11 protein-coding genes are annotated in these 15,943 nt (G+C 47.5%); 7 read left to right on the top strand and 4 right to left on the bottom strand.

What is annotated here, in order from left to right; all coding sequences use genetic code 11:
* Positions 1–30 precede the first annotated feature (30 nt).
* A complete protein-coding gene (locus tag MYF79_RS13075; protein ID WP_247814298.1) occupies positions 31–2,676 on the top strand; it encodes an alpha-L-arabinofuranosidase C-terminal domain-containing protein in 2,646 nt (881 codons plus the stop codon).
* Between the two features lie 173 nt (positions 2,677–2,849).
* On the opposite strand, the gene MYF79_RS13070 is transcribed toward MYF79_RS13075, so the two are convergent.
* Entirely contained in the window at positions 2,850–5,036 is a 2,187-nt protein-coding gene (locus MYF79_RS13070) for a beta-1,3-glucanase family protein (RefSeq protein WP_247814297.1), read from the bottom strand.
* A gap of 155 nt (positions 5,037–5,191) precedes the next feature.
* Positions 5,192–5,704: a RidA family protein gene (locus tag MYF79_RS13065; protein ID WP_247814296.1), complete on the bottom strand. Its 513-nt coding sequence runs from the start codon at positions 5,702–5,704 to the stop codon at positions 5,192–5,194.
* Between the two features lie 1,050 nt (positions 5,705–6,754).
* On the opposite strand from MYF79_RS13065, the gene MYF79_RS13060 reads away from it, so the two are divergent.
* The 5 genes from MYF79_RS13060 to MYF79_RS13040 all read left to right on the top strand — a co-directional run bounded on the left by MYF79_RS13060 (position 6,755) and on the right by MYF79_RS13040 (position 11,545).
* Positions 6,755–7,468 (top strand): hypothetical protein, encoded by a 714-nt coding sequence (locus MYF79_RS13060; RefSeq protein WP_247814295.1) that lies wholly within the window; start codon positions 6,755–6,757, stop codon positions 7,466–7,468.
* Between the two features lie 26 nt (positions 7,469–7,494).
* A complete protein-coding gene (locus MYF79_RS13055) occupies positions 7,495–8,649 on the top strand; it encodes a DUF3095 domain-containing protein (RefSeq protein ID WP_247814294.1) in 1,155 nt (384 codons plus the stop codon).
* Positions 8,650–8,892: 243 nt separating this feature from the next.
* Positions 8,893–9,912 (top strand): sensor histidine kinase, encoded by a 1,020-nt coding sequence (locus tag MYF79_RS13050; protein ID WP_247814293.1) that lies wholly within the window; start codon positions 8,893–8,895, stop codon positions 9,910–9,912.
* Positions 9,893–10,654 carry a LytR/AlgR family response regulator transcription factor gene (locus tag MYF79_RS13045; RefSeq protein ID WP_247814292.1) on the top strand — a complete coding sequence of 254 codons (762 nt, stop codon included), beginning with the start codon at positions 9,893–9,895 and terminating at the stop codon, positions 10,652–10,654. The genes MYF79_RS13050 and MYF79_RS13045 overlap by 20 nt, the downstream gene beginning before the upstream one ends.
* A gap of 12 nt (positions 10,655–10,666) precedes the next feature.
* Positions 10,667–11,545, top strand: a complete 879-nt coding sequence (locus tag MYF79_RS13040; protein WP_247814291.1) for a helix-turn-helix domain-containing protein — start codon at positions 10,667–10,669, stop codon at positions 11,543–11,545.
* Between the two features lie 111 nt (positions 11,546–11,656).
* On the opposite strand, the gene MYF79_RS13035 is transcribed toward MYF79_RS13040, so the two are convergent.
* Both MYF79_RS13035 and MYF79_RS13030 read right to left on the bottom strand, forming a co-directional pair.
* Entirely contained in the window at positions 11,657–12,442 is a 786-nt protein-coding gene (locus MYF79_RS13035) for an alpha/beta hydrolase (protein ID WP_247814290.1), read from the bottom strand.
* A 294-nt stretch (positions 12,443–12,736) separates the two neighbouring features.
* Positions 12,737–13,501: an MBL fold metallo-hydrolase gene (locus tag MYF79_RS13030; RefSeq protein WP_247814289.1), complete on the bottom strand. Its 765-nt coding sequence runs from the start codon at positions 13,499–13,501 to the stop codon at positions 12,737–12,739.
* Between the two features lie 250 nt (positions 13,502–13,751).
* Here MYF79_RS13030 and MYF79_RS13025 point away from each other — a divergent pair, with 250 nt between their 5' ends.
* Complete coding sequence (locus MYF79_RS13025) at positions 13,752–15,668, top strand: glycosyl hydrolase family 8 (protein ID WP_247814288.1); 1,917 nt, start codon at positions 13,752–13,754, stop codon at positions 15,666–15,668.
* Positions 15,669–15,943 lie beyond the last annotated feature (275 nt).

Below are 15,943 nucleotides of genomic sequence, written 5' to 3'. Positions count from 1 at the left end.
CGCGTTAACACAACAAGTAATTAATTCCATATGATGAAACACTGGTCATTTTTATTAATAAAACACTGGTCATCGTTATTTATAGTAATGTACCTGGCAGCGCAACCGGTAATTGCCGCTGGCCATGCTCCCGATTCCGTCTATCTCTTTTCTTACAGTACAGACAAGAACAACGACCGGGGCGGGCTTCAGTTTGCCTGGAGCCAGGACAAACAGCAATGGCATGTTATCGGAAACGGTTTTGTTTTTCTAAGAAGTGACTATGGCCGCTGGGGATCAGAAAAGCGGATGATCAGCCCCTGGCTGATACAGGGACCTGATGGCATATGGCACTGTATATGGAGCCTGAATGAACGGGATCATCTTTTTGCGCATGCAGCATCGGCCGACCTGGTGAACTGGAAGCGCCAGAGTTACCCCGACATCAGTGCCGGCCGGAATTTTCTGCGCCCTGCAGTGCAATATGATGCCGGGCAAGGTGCTTATGCCATCACTTACACCGACGCAGACGGGAAACAATTCCGGACCACTACTGCCGACTTCAAAACATACCGCCCCGCCACAGCAGTCAACGCACCTCATTATGCAGACGCCGGTGTTACTGTTGCACTGCCGGCAGGCACAGCTACCGGCCAGGTACACCGGGTATCCTGGGAAGTCGTAGACCGGCTGATCAAAACCCAGCAAGTGGCCCAATACAAATGGCGGCAGGAGTCAGCATCGTCCCTGCAGGACGCTGAGCGTTTCAGGACCTTGCAATCGCCGTTACGGGCCAGCATCACCCTGCAACCGGAGAAAGCCAAACCTATCAGCAAGCTGCTGCTGGGTATCTTCTTCGAGGACATTAACTACGCGGCAGATGGTGGTCTCTACGCTGAACTGGTGCAGAACCGCGACTTTGAATATGCATTAAGCGACAAAGATGGACATGATCCTAATTGGAACAGCTATCACTCCTGGACGTTACGTGGAGCGCAAAGCACCTTCGCCATCGATACAACAGCACCCATCCATCCAAACAACCGGCATTACGCCGTGCTGGATACCAAAGCACCTGGTGCTGCGCTGGTAAACAGCGGTTACGACGGGATCCCGGTAAAGAAGGGCGACAAATACGAGCTCTCACTTTTTGCCAATCAACTGAGTGGAAAAAGCGGAAAGGTATTGGTCCGTTTGGTGAGCCCTGCTCAGTCAAACAATGTAATTGCACAAACTACCATCACCTTCTCCGGCAATTCCTGGAAGAAAGCCCAGGCAGTACTTACTGCTACAGCAGATGCAGACAGTGCGCAACTGGAACTACAACCACTCACTGCAGGTCGTCTGGCGCTGGACATGATCTCCCTCTTTCCGCAGGCAACATTCAAAGGCAGGAAGAATGGTTTGAGAGCAGACCTCGCGCAGGTGATTGCCGACATCCATCCCCGCTTCGTACGTTTCCCCGGCGGCTGTGTTGCTCATGGCGACGGACTTAATAATATCTACCGCTGGAAAAACACCATCGGTCCGCTGGAAACGCGTACACCGCAACGTAATCTCTGGGGCTATCACCAATCGGCCGGTCTTGGCTACTTTGAATACTTCCGTTTCTGTGAAGATATCGGTGCCGAACCTGTACCGGTAGTAGCGGCAGGCGTTCCCTGTCAGAACTCCGGTCCTTCCCCCAAAGGCGGTGGCCAGCAAGGTGGCATTCCTATGAATGAAATGGATGAATATGTACAGGACATACTCGATCTGATAGAATATGCCAATGGGGACATCCACACTACCTGGGGACAAAAACGTGCAGCAGCGGGGCATCCCGAACCTTTCCACCTGAAATATATTGGTATCGGCAATGAAGACCTGATCACCGACATCTTTGAAGAAAGGTTCACCATGATCTTCAACGCTGTAAAAAAACAACATCCTGAGATCACCGTCATCGGCACTGCCGGTCCGTTCTTTGAAGGCACTGACTACGAAGAAGGCTGGGACATCGCCAACAAACTAAAGGTGCCTATGATCGATGAGCACTACTACGTATCGCCGGGCTGGTTCATCAACAACCAGGACTTCTACGATAAATACGATCGTTCAAAATCGAAGGTATATCTTGGTGAATACGCAGCGCACCTGCCTGGCCGCCCCAGCAACATTGAAACTGCCTTAGCGGAGGCGCTCTATCTCACCGCCCTTGAGCGCAATGGCGATGTTGTTAGCATGGCATCCTACGCGCCGCTGCTGGCGAAGGAAAAACATACGCAGTGGACACCAGACCTGATCTACTTTAACAATACCAGTGTAAAGCCTACTGTCAACTATTACGTACAGCAACTTTATGGCACCAACAGCGGCGACACGTACCTGCCGGGTACCATCAGCCTCTCCAATGAAGAAGGCAAGGAAATTAGCATCGACGGTGTGAAAGAAAGAGTCGCTTTTTCTATTGTAAAGGATACCAAATCCAATACGGTGATCATAAAGCTTGTCAACCTGCTGCCTGCAGCGGTTCAATCTGGCATTGATCTTAGTGGCCTTGGCATTGCCGAAGGTACTGCAATAAAGACGGTACTACAGGGCCGGCCGGATAGCAAAGACGCAAGACCGCTTGTGTCCGACTACCCCGTTTCGGAGAAGTTCAATACTGAATTGCCGGCCTATTCGTTTACGGTTATAACGGTTAAGATGAAATAAGCCGGCGCCTCTCTGGAATGCTACGAGGTTTCTTCATTGGTGCTAGTTACGCTCTCCCTACCAGATATCAGGGGAAGGCGGATCAACAAAACAAATACCCTGCATCTCCCTTTGACAGGAAATGCAGGGTATTTTCTATATAAGGCAGCAGGGAATGTGCCTTGTTTAAATGTTTATTGCTTCAATATCTTCACCTGTTGCTGCGTACCGTCCTTACGCTCTATCACAACAATATGCACACCTCCATTCAAAGATGATACACTGATTGTGCTGCCGGGATTTTTCACCCTCATCACTTCACGTCCGCTGATATCATAGATACGCAGTGTGCTTACTTTGTCATTACCACGGATGGAGAGCTGGTCTCTTACCGGGTTGGGCGACAGTACAAGCGTAGTCTGCGCTGCTGCAGGCTGTTGTTGCTGCATTGCTACCCTGGCGGAAGAAAGATTGGTGATGGTCAGGTAGTTCAGGTTAAATCCACCGGTTGATGTAGCAATGCCGATATTATAGCTTCCGGCAGGCAATGATACGGTATGCGATACATCGGTCCAGTTCTGCCAGCCACCGGTATTAGGTATCACAACGGAGCCCAGTTGCGTAGCGCCGGCGTCCTTTTCAAGGCGCAGGGAACTATTGGCATTAGGACTGGCTACGCGATAACTGATCCGGTAAGTACCTGTTACAGGAATATTCACGGCATAAGACATCCAGTCGCCCGCATCTATCCATCCTACATTCTGACCACCGCCTGCGTCAGTAGTAGCTTCTACATCGATACCGGACATGTAGTTATAGCTCTCCGCCTGGATAACGGTGGAAGTGGAAGTGGTATTAGATTCCACTTTCAGGGAAGATACCACATCATTCCAGCCATTGTCTACCAGGCATTCGTCATCGCCTGTCAGCACCAGTGTTGCACCGCTGAAATTATCATCCTGGTAAAGGGTCACTTTATATCCTGATGTTACCTTCAGAGAAGAGATATCGTTGTTCAGGATACCCAGTGCGCTCAGCTGAGCGGTAGTATAGTTGCCTGGAGTGAGGCCCACGGCATAGCCTCCGTAGTTACAATCTTTGTACACAATAGCTGCACCACTTGGCGTCTGTCCTGCATAACCGCCGATAGCAACAGTTACCCGCTGTGGCGAAGGCGCGTTGATGGTGGATGAATGATTGAACACATCATCATAACAGAACGCATAGGTCAGGCTGTTCAGGCTGATATCGCTGCGGTGCCAGAATTTGCTGTACCAGTTGTAGGGAGTAGTCTGGTAATACCCTGAGGCACTGGCAAAATCCTGCGTAGCGCCGGTAGCCAGGTTCAGGTTAATAGCGTGGCGATTGATGGCAGCGCAGATCTGTGCCTGCACCACTTTATCAAATTCTCCGCCGGAAGCCATTACGCCGCTGCCTTCCATCACTTCCGTATTGGTAGGTTTACGGGCAATAGTGCCTACTTTGCCATCGGAAGTCCTTGTAAAGGTGAATACATCTCCCGACACACGGCCGCTCCAGGTACCCGCATCGCCTGCGTTGAATACCAGGTTGCCAGTGCTGTACTTCGACCAGATAGCATCTACATAGGAACCGAAATAATTTGCCTGAGCGCCTCCGGGCTGGAAGGCCGGCGTTTTTGAAGGGAATTTGATGATGCCGTTCGTAGCGTCATAGCAGGCAGCAAAATCAGCAGGCGCTGTAGACTGCCACTGTGCGAGGATCTGGGAATGCGTCATCACTTCTCCCACTTTCTGATAGAAGCCGCCATTGCCCCAGGCTTCAAGGCCCATTGGGTATTGATACCCATCAACACGGGTCGTGTTCACCCAGAGGCCATTGGAGGCATTGGTCAGTTCAATTGTCTCAAACCGGATGCCCTGGTTAGGATCTGTCGGATTGGACAGGTTCGGTGCTGCATAACCACTCGGTGCACCGGAAGCACCGAAGAAATAGAGATACAGCTGTGAATTGAAGGAGATGAGAATACGACATCCTGCGATGCCTGGAATGTTGATGATCTTGTTAGGGATCTCGCTCAGCTTTGCAAAGCAATTAGCATACAACCCGTTGTTTCCCGGTCCCATATTACCGTTGATGACCGGTCCGGGCACTGTGTTGTTGGACACGCTCATCAGGTTGACGGCACTGGTTTTCGGATTGATCCATACAAAATTGCCGTTGACAATTCCCACAACGGCGACATAAATATTACCATCGGCGTACGATGAGTTGTTTTGTAATGTGAAGGGTACTGTGGCCTGAGCCTGCACTGCGTCCGCAGTTGCAAATGTTAATGTCAGCAGGAGGGTGGTGCGTAGACACAACATCCCGACGAGGGAAAAGAAAGATCTGGTTTTCATAGTTATGGGTTTTATATTAACGGTGTTATACAAATTTAACTTAATTATCCGGTAAGTTGCCCTCTGCACAACACTCTACTCATAAAGCCCGCCTTATTGCTTCACAAACAATGCAAAACCTTTCTCAATCTACTCAGGCATTGTTTTCTACTGCCCTACTCCACTTCTACGATCATCTCCACCTCCACTGCCATATTCATTGGCAGGGCATTCGTTCCCAGCGCTGTGCGTGCATGCCGGCCTTTTTCTCCGAACACCTGTATCAACAGATCCGAAAAGCCATTCATTACTTTAGGCTGATCAGAAAAGGCTGCGGTACAATTCACATAACCATTTACCTTTACAATCTGTTTCACCTTCCCCAGGCTACCCAGTTCCTTTTTCAGCACTGCCAGTTGGTTCATGGCCGTTAGCTTTGCAGCTTCATAACCCTGTTGTACACTGAGCTCTTGTCCCAGCTTGCCAATAATGTATTCACCGTTGGCATTACGGGGCCCTTTACCGGATAAGTAAAGCAGGTTGCCTACTCTCCTGACATCCACATAACTGCCAATGGCGGGCGGCACTTCCGGCAGCGCGATCTTTAGCTCTGCCAGCTTTTGTTCCGGTGTCTGTGCAAATACAGCAGCACTTACCAGCAGCGACATAAATAACAGCAATACTTTCATACGTTTAATGATTAAAGTTTGAACAATGATTGATCGTCTTACTACTAACTATAACAGTACAACGTTGCTCATATTATGAGTCTTATTGAATGCTACAAAAGTATAATATAACAGGAAGCTGCAAAATGGCATTTTGACGCTTTGTGATGGATATTTCCTCCATCCTTCCTGTTTTATAGTGCAATATTAGAAAAGATTCCAAAGCAGTTTGGCAGCGTGTATACAAGACGCAAAATCATGTATACAAACCGCAAAAATGAGGGGACGAACTGCAGCCACGCGTATCGGGGCGCCGCAAAAGCGCATAGTTACACTTTATCAAATCCTGGCATATTCACACTTTGAGTGTACCTCCACCGAACCTCTACCGGATATGAACCGGAAATTTCTCTGCTTTTTCCCCACTTCGATATCGCTTTGATGCCGTGTCAGATCCTGAAATAGGTTTACACTTTTTTTAGGTGTAAATCTATTTCAGGTACCTTGCAGATACCGCTTTAATACCGCTAATCTTACGTTAATTCTACGTTCGGGGACGTAAGATTAACGTAAGATTAGCGGTATTAAAGCGGTATCAAAGCGGTAAAAAAAGCAATACCTGGGCGCCGTACAGAAAAAGCTTTACAATTTGTTGCGACGGTGCAGTATTAACTTTACAGGTCATTGTAATTTCATTATTCCGCAGCAGATAATTCCGGAATATTTCATACTTTTCCGATCTGCCGGGGCCGCAGCAGATTTTCCATTATCTTGTACTGAAAAGACTTTACTTTTCCCTGGAAGTACTGTACATTTGCTTACAGTAGGGTAGCAAACAAGGAGTTAATAAAAATCAAGCCCCAGGCCGTCAGTTATCAACCAAATACTAAAATCATGTGAAGTTCATGCTATCACGTCCCTTAACACCACTTTATTCACATTAATAAATATCAAGATATACGTGAATGATATGCTATGATGTAAAACTACAACTGCTTCACCAACGGTATTTTCTCTAATGACAAAGAACAGTATATGTCTCGCATTTTTACAACCAAACAAACTTCCTGCATGAAAAACAAACAACGACTAATACCTGCAAAAGCCGTATTGCTTTTTTTCCTGGTACCTCTGATGATCGCCCTGATGCCTTTAATTACCTGCTCTGCGCAAACGCTCGACGCGTCCCTGACGCCGGCTAAAAAGAAGGCCTATACGCTAAAGATCAACAAAGGTGACTATTGGATCGGCGGCGGTCTCGGCCTCACCGGTTCTGTGGCGCCCATGGGTCAATACATCGGCACAGCGGCACAGCTGTCTGCTAAAGGGGGATATCACTTTTTTGACAAGTTCTCTGTAGGGGTTAGCTTAACTGCAGGGATCAGCATTTCTGACAAGAAGAGCAAAGGTATCTATACCCGCGGTATCAGTATGCTGGTGGGCCCTATTGTGCAGTACATGATCCCTGTCTCCAAAACAGTTTTCCTGGCGCCAATAGTAGGCGCTACCTGGGGCCCTATCAGCGTAAAATCGATGGTATCCCAGCCAGGTGCCCCGGAAGAATATGTCAAAATAAAAGGGCATGCTTTCTGCGAACTGGCAGGTATCGGCCCCTTCTTTGAAGTAATACCGGAAAAAGCAAGCTTCGGTGCACAGATCCTCGTATCATCCCTGCAGCAGACAACAACGGTGCATGGTAACAACGGCGATGGCATCCCCGGCTCCAAAGTAAAAGACAACAAGTCTGGTCCGGCGCTGAATATTGAGTTCAGGCTACATTTCTAATTCCCGCCAAAGGGTGTAAATGGACTATGTCAGCAAACAACGATCTGTTCTATTCCAGATTACCGGTCAATCGTATTCCTCTCAGTGAACTGTTGACGGAAGCGCACTTATTTTACCAGGTCCCCGATACCTGGCACGTTATTGTAACAGATATTAAAGGCTCTACGGCCGTCGTACAAAAAGGATTGCACGAAACCGTCAACCTGATTGCTACCGGAAGCATTGTTGCAGTATTGAACATCTGTTTTAAAGCAAATATCACCGTCCCTTTCTTCTTTGGAGGGGACGGTGCTTCTTTTATTGTTCCGCCATCGGTGAAAGACGCCGCTATGGCAGCGCTTTTGTTGTACAGGCATAATACTCTGGAGAACTTCAACATCGAACTGCGGGCGGGCACTATAGACGTCAGTGAGATCTACGCCCGCGGACATGCACTCAGGATCACCAAATTCACCAGCTCCGGCAATTTCACCATTCCAATATTGCTGGGAAGTGGCCTGAGTTATGCTGAAAAAATCATTAAAGGAAACGATTACCTGTTCCTCCCTCAGGCGCCTCAGGGGCATGAACTGGACCTTAGCGGCATGCAATGCCGCTGGGACAGGATCAAACCACCGGCAAACAACTATGAAGTAGTCAGCCTGATTGTCCTTGCCACCGACAACCTTCAGCAGTCAAGCGCCTTTCAGAAAGTCATTTCCTATATCGACGAAATCTATGGCGCTCCCGAGAAAAGGCAACCTATCTCGATAGCTAAACTCAGGCTCAAAGCTTCCTTTACAAAACTGGGCTCTGAAATACGCGCCAGGTTTGGTGGCATGAAGGTCTTTTCACTCATTCAGAGCTGGTTCACCACCGTGTTTGGTTACATCTACTTCCAGACCAAAACAGGCAGATCTTATCTCACACGACTGGTGGAAATGTCTGATACACTGGTGATAGATGGTAAGATCAATACCGTCATTGCCGGCACAGCGCAACAACGCCAGTCCCTGGAAGAAAAACTGAACAGGCTGGAACAGGCCGGAGAGATCTTCTATGCCTGTTATGTCAGTAAAGAATCGGTGATGTCCTGTTATGTCCGCGATATGAAAGACGGGCATATCCACTTTGTAGACGGCGCCGGCGGTGGTTATACAAATGCCGCCGGGGTGCTGAAACTGAAATGCCGGAAAGCATAAGCCTTTTTTAAAGGACCTGATTGTCCACTTCCCACCTTAATCTGCCTGCTTCCCCCTGTTCCTCCTGTTCCCGCAGTTAACATCGTTATAATTTTATCAGCCGGTACTCCCTGCCACCAACGATAAAAAAGTCAACAGAAACGTGATTCGATACATCAACGGATATATAATTTGTATAGCAATCAGCGAGAATTAACTCTATCTTTGGCCCAATGGCCTGCATTCTATAAAGCATTAACTGTAATGAACAAGAAAACATTCAAAGTATCACCCTGGATCATCTGGTGCAGTTCACTGTTCCTGGGCATCATTGCCTCCGTACCTAAAATTGCGGAGCGGCCATTTAACTTAGCGGAAGCCCTGGTCAATTCCGGGATCACTTTTATCTTCTCCGTACTCGTATGGTATTACAATATCTATACCCTGCCCACCTATTCCAGGCGGGATATCAACAAGGGGCTGTCAGTACGCCGGCTGCTCACCAGTCTTGTATTTGGGATCGGTATTATGTTACTGCTGGCTTATTGTCAACAGTGGTTGCTTTCCCATATTAATTTCGGTCCGGTGATGCTGATGGTGGAGGTAAGGGGTATCATGATCAATCTTGGGTTTTATATGATCCTGCACCTGCTGTACCAGAACTATCAGAACCAGCAGGTCAGCATAGAACTGGAGCGTACAAAGTCAGACAATCTCGGCGCCCAGTATGAACTGCTCAAGCAACAGATCAATCCTCATTTCCTGTTCAACAGTCTCAATACACTGAAAACGATGATCGAGACCAACGATAAACAGTCGGTCGATTTCGTGTTAAAGCTGTCTGAGTTTTACCGCTTCACACTGGAAAGCCGTAAACTGGACCTGATTCATCTGTCGGAAGAATTGAATATCTTGTCTGCATATATGTTCCTGCTGAAAGCGCGGTTTGAGGATGGTATTCATCTTAGCAATACCGTTGATCCTGCTCATCTGCAGTCGCTGATCCCGCCCTTCACCTTGCAGCTCCTGGTGGAGAATTGCATCAAGCATAATATCGTATCGCTGGAGCAGCCGCTGGAGATCAGGATCTATTCTGAAAAGGATATGATTATCGTGGAGAACGATGTACAGCTTAAAATGGACCCGGAAACTTCCATGAAAGTAGGATTGAACAACATCAGCGAAAGATATAATCATCTTCTGGAAAAAGAGATCATCATTGAAGCTGACGAAAAAATATTTAAGGTAAAACTACCAGTGATCCATGAATATACTCATTATTGAAGACGAGATCAAGGCGGCAGCTTCGCTGGCGGCATTGATCGTGAAGATCAGACCGGAAGCAAAAATAGTGTCACAGCTGCAAAGCGTCTCATCCAGCGTGAAATACCTTTCTGAAAATGAACAGCCGGACCTGATCTTTATGGATATCCAGCTGTCTGACGGGCTCTGTTTTAATATCTTTAAGGCAGTTAAGATTGCATGCCCTGTGGTATTTTGCACAGCGTTCGAAGACTATACACTGGATGCATTCAAAGCGAATGGCGTTGACTATGTACTAAAGCCGTTTTCCAAAGATGACATCATCGGGGCTTTCAAAAAAGTAGATGAGTTGAAGAACTTTTTCCAACAGCATACGGTTCCCCAGCTGAACGATCTGCTGGCAAAGGTATCGGCGCCGGCAGGCAAGAAGAACTTCCTGGTCTTCAAAAATAACAAGTACGTCAATATCTCTACAGAAGCCATTGCTTTCTTCTACATCAAGCATGAGGCAACGATCATCAAGACCTTCAACCAGGAGGAATATAGCATCAATCAGTCGCTTGACCAGGTGTATAGTATGTTATCGCCCGATCAGTTCTTCCGTCTTAACCGGCAGTACCTGGTCAATTTCAAGGCAATAAAGGACGTGGAACATTATTTCGCCAGGAAACTGCTCGTTAACCTGGTCATTCCAACTCCCGAAAAATTATTAATCAACAAAGAAAAAGTACAGATGTTCCTGTCCTGGCTCGAGAACAGGTAAGCTTTACTGCATATGGCAACTACAACAACACCAGCGCTTGAGATCAAAAACCCTGTTGACGGCAGCATGGGTTTCAGAATGATACATTTTGAAGACAACGCATATTTTAAGGAACTGCAACGGGTTGGATATTTCTCCATTATATGGTTTTCTGAAGGAGAAGGGCAGCTGAAAGCCGATTTCGCGGAGTACAATATCTCCAAAGGATCGATGCTTTTCTTTGCCCCCGGCCAACCATTTATGATCAGTGGAGCACACATGAAAGGCGTGATGCTGAATTTCCACCACGACTTTTTTTGTGTTATCAAACATCATAAGGAAGTAGCGTGCGATGGCATCCTGTTTAATAATATTAACCAGACACCGCTGGTAAATATTCCTGCGGAGGAAGCGCCGATGATCAGGCTGCTGATCACACAGGTGGAGAATGAGCTGCAGGTAGCAGGGCTTGCCCAGCATGACCTGCTGATCTCTTATCTGAAGATATTGCTGATCAATGTAACGCGGATAAAGGTATCGCAGCACGACGTGAAGCCGCCTGTTACTGAACAAGCGGGCGAGCCGGACGCACTGCTGCAGTTCAAAGCCTATGTTGATAAACACTTCCGGGAGAAACACAGTGCCGGCGAATATGCTGACCTGCTGAATATGACCGTTAAAAACCTGGGAAAAATCGTGAAGGAATATTATGGCAGGACCCCGACCGACATGATCACAGAAAGGATCATCGTGGAAGCAAAGCGGGACCTGTACCTGACCTCCAAGCCCATTAAAGAGATCGCGTATGATCTTGGGTTTAAAGATGAATATCATTTTAGCAGGTATTTTAAGAATGCCATCAATACTTCACCGCAGGCTTACAGGAATTCCCTGAAAAAAGCATGGAACTGATTGATGACATCCACTAATTTCCGCTGACTTATTAACAATAAAAGAACAGGGCCAATGAAGGCCCTGTTTTTTGTTGTCCACACTGGTTATCATCGGTCTGGTCTTCCAAAACTATTTTCCTTCAGCCGCGGCTATGATCACTTTTGCAACTGCTTCGGGCTGTGAAATGAATACTGCGTGACTACCCTTTACTTCCGTTACTTTATCGCCTGCACGTTTGTACATGTTACGTTGAATGCCGGGAACAATGGCTTTATCTTCTGTAGCAACCACTGCATAGGCTGGTTTTGTTTTCCATGCGGCATCAGCTACCGGCGTTGTAAAACTTGCACCGAAGATGGGCGCCTGTGATGCAGCCATAAAGTCTGCTTCTGATTTGCTCAGATCTGCTGCGAAACCAGCATGGAACTTCGCGATATCATAGTACAGAAATCCTTTTTCATCCGGAGGCAGAATACCTGCTTCAGGAGCACCAGGTAATGAAGTTGCCCACTGGAGCGTATTTTCACCTTTGTCAGGCTGGAAAGCCGCCACATATACCAGAGATGCTACATTCGGATGGGTACCGGCTTCGGTGATGATGGTGCCACCCCAGGAATGACCAACCAGCACGGTAGGACCATCCTGCCTGTCCAGTATACGTTTGGTAGCTGCAACGTCATCTGCCAGGGAAGTGAGCGGATACTGCACGATGGTCACTTTATATCCTTTCTTCACTAAGATGTCATGCACTTTTTTCCAGCCGGAGCCATCTACGAATGCACCATGAACAAGTACAATGTTCTTGGCAGTCTTGTTCTGCGCAAAAGATGATACGGAAACGAGGCTCAGGATCAGTGCCAATACTGTAAACAAAGCGCTCTTTAATTGCCATTTTGAAGTCGATCTTGTTTTCATTGTGTGTATATTTTTGAGTTGTTTTTGTGTTTGTTTCGTTTTGTGATACAAAGATGGTTCAAAATAGCACCGTGGAGAATGACGGTATTTCCCAACCTGATGGACAATTTTCCCTGAGGGCATAAAAAAAGCGAGCGTACCGGGTGTGAACTACCTCAAAGTCAGACACTTTGAGTGCAATTCACACCTGGTACGCACGCTTCTATCAGATCATTGCAGCAGCTTTTTAAGTAAGCCGCGGGAGCTGCATTTGCTTTTTATTACATGCTCCTTAAATAATCATTTCAAATACCCCTAGGGCTGCGGATACCAGTTACGCAGGCGTACTTCTATGTTCTTGTTCCCGGCATTCACTTTTCCTTTAAAGGCATTCACATCGCTTAAGCCCTTTGCACCACGGTAGTGATAGGGATAAACGATCCGTGGTTTAAAGGCCAGTACAGCGTCTGCTGCTTCTGCCACGTCCATGGTATAAGGCAGGTTCATACATACGAAGGCCACATTGATATTTCTTAGGGAGCGCATTTCAGGGATACCCTGCGTATCGCCCGATATGTAGATACGGGTGCCGCCGGCAGTCACGATATACCCGTTTCCCCGGCCTTTGGGATGTTTGGAATCGGGTGTTTCCGGCAGGTTATACATGGGGATAGCATTGATTGTAATACCATTCTGGGTAGTTACTCCGAAATTCTTTAATACGGTCACCTGCGGCTTATAAGATGCCGGCAATTTGTCGGCCACTGCCTGCGGCACGATCAGGCGGGTATTGCTGGTCTTCAGGGAACCAATAGCAGCGGAATCGAAGTGGTCGCCATGTATATCTGTAATGAGGATGATATCAGGCGCAGGAAGGCCCTTAAAATGGCTTGTTTTACCGGCAGGATCTGCGTAAATAACAGTACCGCCTATCGAGAGTACCAGGCTGGCATGTTCTACCGGCTGTATCACCAGGTTCCCTTTTGCTGTCTTTAAAGTATCGGGCGCACTGATCTGGGCCTTCAGGCTGCCTGCAAGGGCGGCAAAGCATAGTAATAGTATACCGGATCTCATGGTCATAATAATTGGATGGATAATAAGATAGCTTTCTGACAATAAATTTAGTCTTTATCAACAGGTTAGCAAACAAGGTCATGCTCACTAAGGAAAAAGAGAGCAGGGACACCGCAGGCAGCAGGCTACTGACTTAAATAATTTTGCTCATTTATATCGTACTTATCCTTACTTTAGCAATCGTTTGCATAGCCATTACAAAAACTCAAAATAACCTGTAAACCAGGAAAAACCGCACCCTTAAAATTGACCGTATATGACTAAATTCTATTCATTACTGGTAACCAGCACCTTGTGTGTTACCAGCCTTCTTGTGCAGGCGCAGAACAAGCCTTTTCCACAGGCAGTCACCTATCCCAACTGTATCAAACCCAACAATGTTACGCAGGCGGCGATGAATGCCAGTGTGGCCAGTTACTATGATTACTGGAAATCAAAGTACCTGAAAAACAATCTTGCCTCTCTTCCCGGCGGTTATTACGTAAGAGGGGAGATCAGCGGGGATGCTGAAGGGTTTGTACCATTAGGCACCTCTGAAGGACACGGCTATGGCATGGTGATCACCGCCCTGATGGCCGGCTATGACCCTAACGCAAAAACTATTTATGACGGATTGTACAAAACTGCCCGAGCCTTCCACAGCAGTATCAACACCAACCTGATGGGATGGGTAGTGGCAGATGCCAGCGGCGCCCAGGGACATTTTGATTCCGCTACCGATGGCGATATTGACATTGCCTATTCACTGATCCTGGCCCACTATCAGTGGGGATCCAACGGTACTATCAACTATCTCAATGAAGCAAAGAAGATGATCACCAATGGCTTAAAAGCGGCCAATGTTACTACTACCAACCGCCTGAACCTGGGCGACTGGGATAGCAAGAGTGCATTGAACACCCGTCCTTCCGACTGGATGCTGAGCCACCTGCGTGCATTCTACCAGGAAACAGGCGATGCCACCTGGCTGAACCTCATCAACAACCTGTATGCGGTGTACAACCAGTTCAGTACTACCTACTCTCCTTCTACCGGTCTTATTTCCGATTTTGTGGTGAAGAACCCTCCGGAGCCGGCGCCTAAAAACTTTATTGATGAAGGTCCGCAAACAAACGAATATAACTATAATGCCTGCCGCGTGCCTTTACGTGTGGTAATGGACTATGCCCTGTATGGCAATACAACTGCGCAGAGCATTTCCAACAAGATCGCTACCTGGATCATTGGTAAAACGGGTGGTAATCCCGCAAATGTGAAAGACGGTTATCAGCTGAATGGCACAGTGTCCGGCAGTGATCCGGAGGCTGTATTCGTAGCGCCGTTTGTTGCAGCAGCAGTGGTGAACAGCAACAACCAGGCTTTCGTGAACAGCGGATGGAATTTCCTCAAGACAGCAAAATCAGGCTATTACAGCGATACTTACAGCCTGCTATGCCAGTTGTTCATCTCTGGCAACTGGTGGAAACCGGAAGCAGGTACTACTCCCCCACCACCCACCTGTGAACCCGCAGTTGCCAGCAGCGACGATGGTAACGTAGCAGCCAATGTACTGGACAATAACTTTGCCACCCGTTGGTCAGCCAACGGCGATGGTCAGTACATACAACTGTGTCTTGGTACTGCCACGACCGTCAGCGGGGTAGATATTGCCTTCTACAATGGTAACACCAGAAGTGCACTGTTTGACATTCTCACCAGCACCGACGGCAGCGCATGGACATCAGCTGCAACCGGCCTGCGTAGCAGTGGTACTACAACTGCGCTGGAAACCTTTACATTCACTGCCAGTTCTGCCAAATATGTGAGGATCGTAGGACATGGCAACACCGTGAATGCATGGAACAGTATTACCGAAATAAAGGTAAGGACCAGTCAGTCTGCAGCGAAACTAGCAGCGCTTGCGCCTGAAAAGCCATCCAATACACAGTTCAGCATCTACCCTGCACCATTCTCTACCAATGCCAGTGTTGCATTTACACTAAAAGATGCAGGCGTAACAGCGCTGACGGTTTATGACATCAATGGTAAACAGGTAGCAGCGATATTCAGGGAAAATCTTTCCACGGGCAGCTATACCAGGTCATTCTCTGCAAGTCATCTGCCTGCAGGCGTGTATATTGTTAAACTGATCCATAACGGAATCGTAACGACGAAGAAGGTCATCAAAAACTAATCGTCAACAAAAACGAAAAAAGCCGGCTCAATTAACACGAGCCGGCTTTCTTTATAAATTGATGCTTTTACAAAGTCACCCAAAAAATAAAAAGCCCAAATACAAAGACGATCACTATCGCTTCTATCCCCCAGATGTACTGCGCTTTCTTTTTCACCTCCTTCAGGCAAAACCTGACTATGAGATCTATTAATAACGAAATAATTAAACAGGGCAACAGGAACAGGGTCGCCAGGATCATATAAGCTCCTTCTTCACTACGTTCCGTTGGGACC

The organism is Chitinophaga filiformis (assembly GCF_023100805.1).
GTDB lineage: Bacteria > Bacteroidota > Bacteroidia > Chitinophagales > Chitinophagaceae > Chitinophaga > Chitinophaga filiformis_B.
This window is presented reverse-complemented; position numbering and strand designations above follow the sequence as displayed.

Bases quoted from the DNA above. Each gene is read 5' to 3' on its own strand.
- MYF79_RS13070 (WP_247814297.1), bottom strand. From the start codon at position 5,036: ATGAAAACCAGATCTTTCTTTTCCCTCGTCGGGATGTTGTGTCTACGC.
- MYF79_RS13060 (WP_247814295.1), top strand. From the start codon at position 6,755: ATGAAAAACAAACAACGACTAATACCTGCAAAAGCCGTATTGCTTTTT.
- MYF79_RS13065 (WP_247814296.1), bottom strand. From the start codon at position 5,704: ATGAAAGTATTGCTGTTATTTATGTCGCTGCTGGTAAGTGCTGCTGTA.
- MYF79_RS13050 (WP_247814293.1), top strand. From the start codon at position 8,893: ATGAACAAGAAAACATTCAAAGTATCACCCTGGATCATCTGGTGCAGT.
- MYF79_RS13040 (WP_247814291.1), top strand. From the start codon at position 10,667: ATGGCAACTACAACAACACCAGCGCTTGAGATCAAAAACCCTGTTGAC.
- MYF79_RS13035 (WP_247814290.1), bottom strand. From the start codon at position 12,442: ATGAAAACAAGATCGACTTCAAAATGGCAATTAAAGAGCGCTTTGTTT.
- MYF79_RS13055 (WP_247814294.1), top strand. From the start codon at position 7,495: ATGTCAGCAAACAACGATCTGTTCTATTCCAGATTACCGGTCAATCGT.
- MYF79_RS13045 (WP_247814292.1), top strand. From the start codon at position 9,893: ATGAATATACTCATTATTGAAGACGAGATCAAGGCGGCAGCTTCGCTG.
- MYF79_RS13075 (WP_247814298.1), top strand. From the start codon at position 31: ATGATGAAACACTGGTCATTTTTATTAATAAAACACTGGTCATCGTTA.
- MYF79_RS13025 (WP_247814288.1), top strand. From the start codon at position 13,752: ATGACTAAATTCTATTCATTACTGGTAACCAGCACCTTGTGTGTTACC.
- MYF79_RS13030 (WP_247814289.1), bottom strand. From the start codon at position 13,501: ATGACCATGAGATCCGGTATACTATTACTATGCTTTGCCGCCCTTGCA.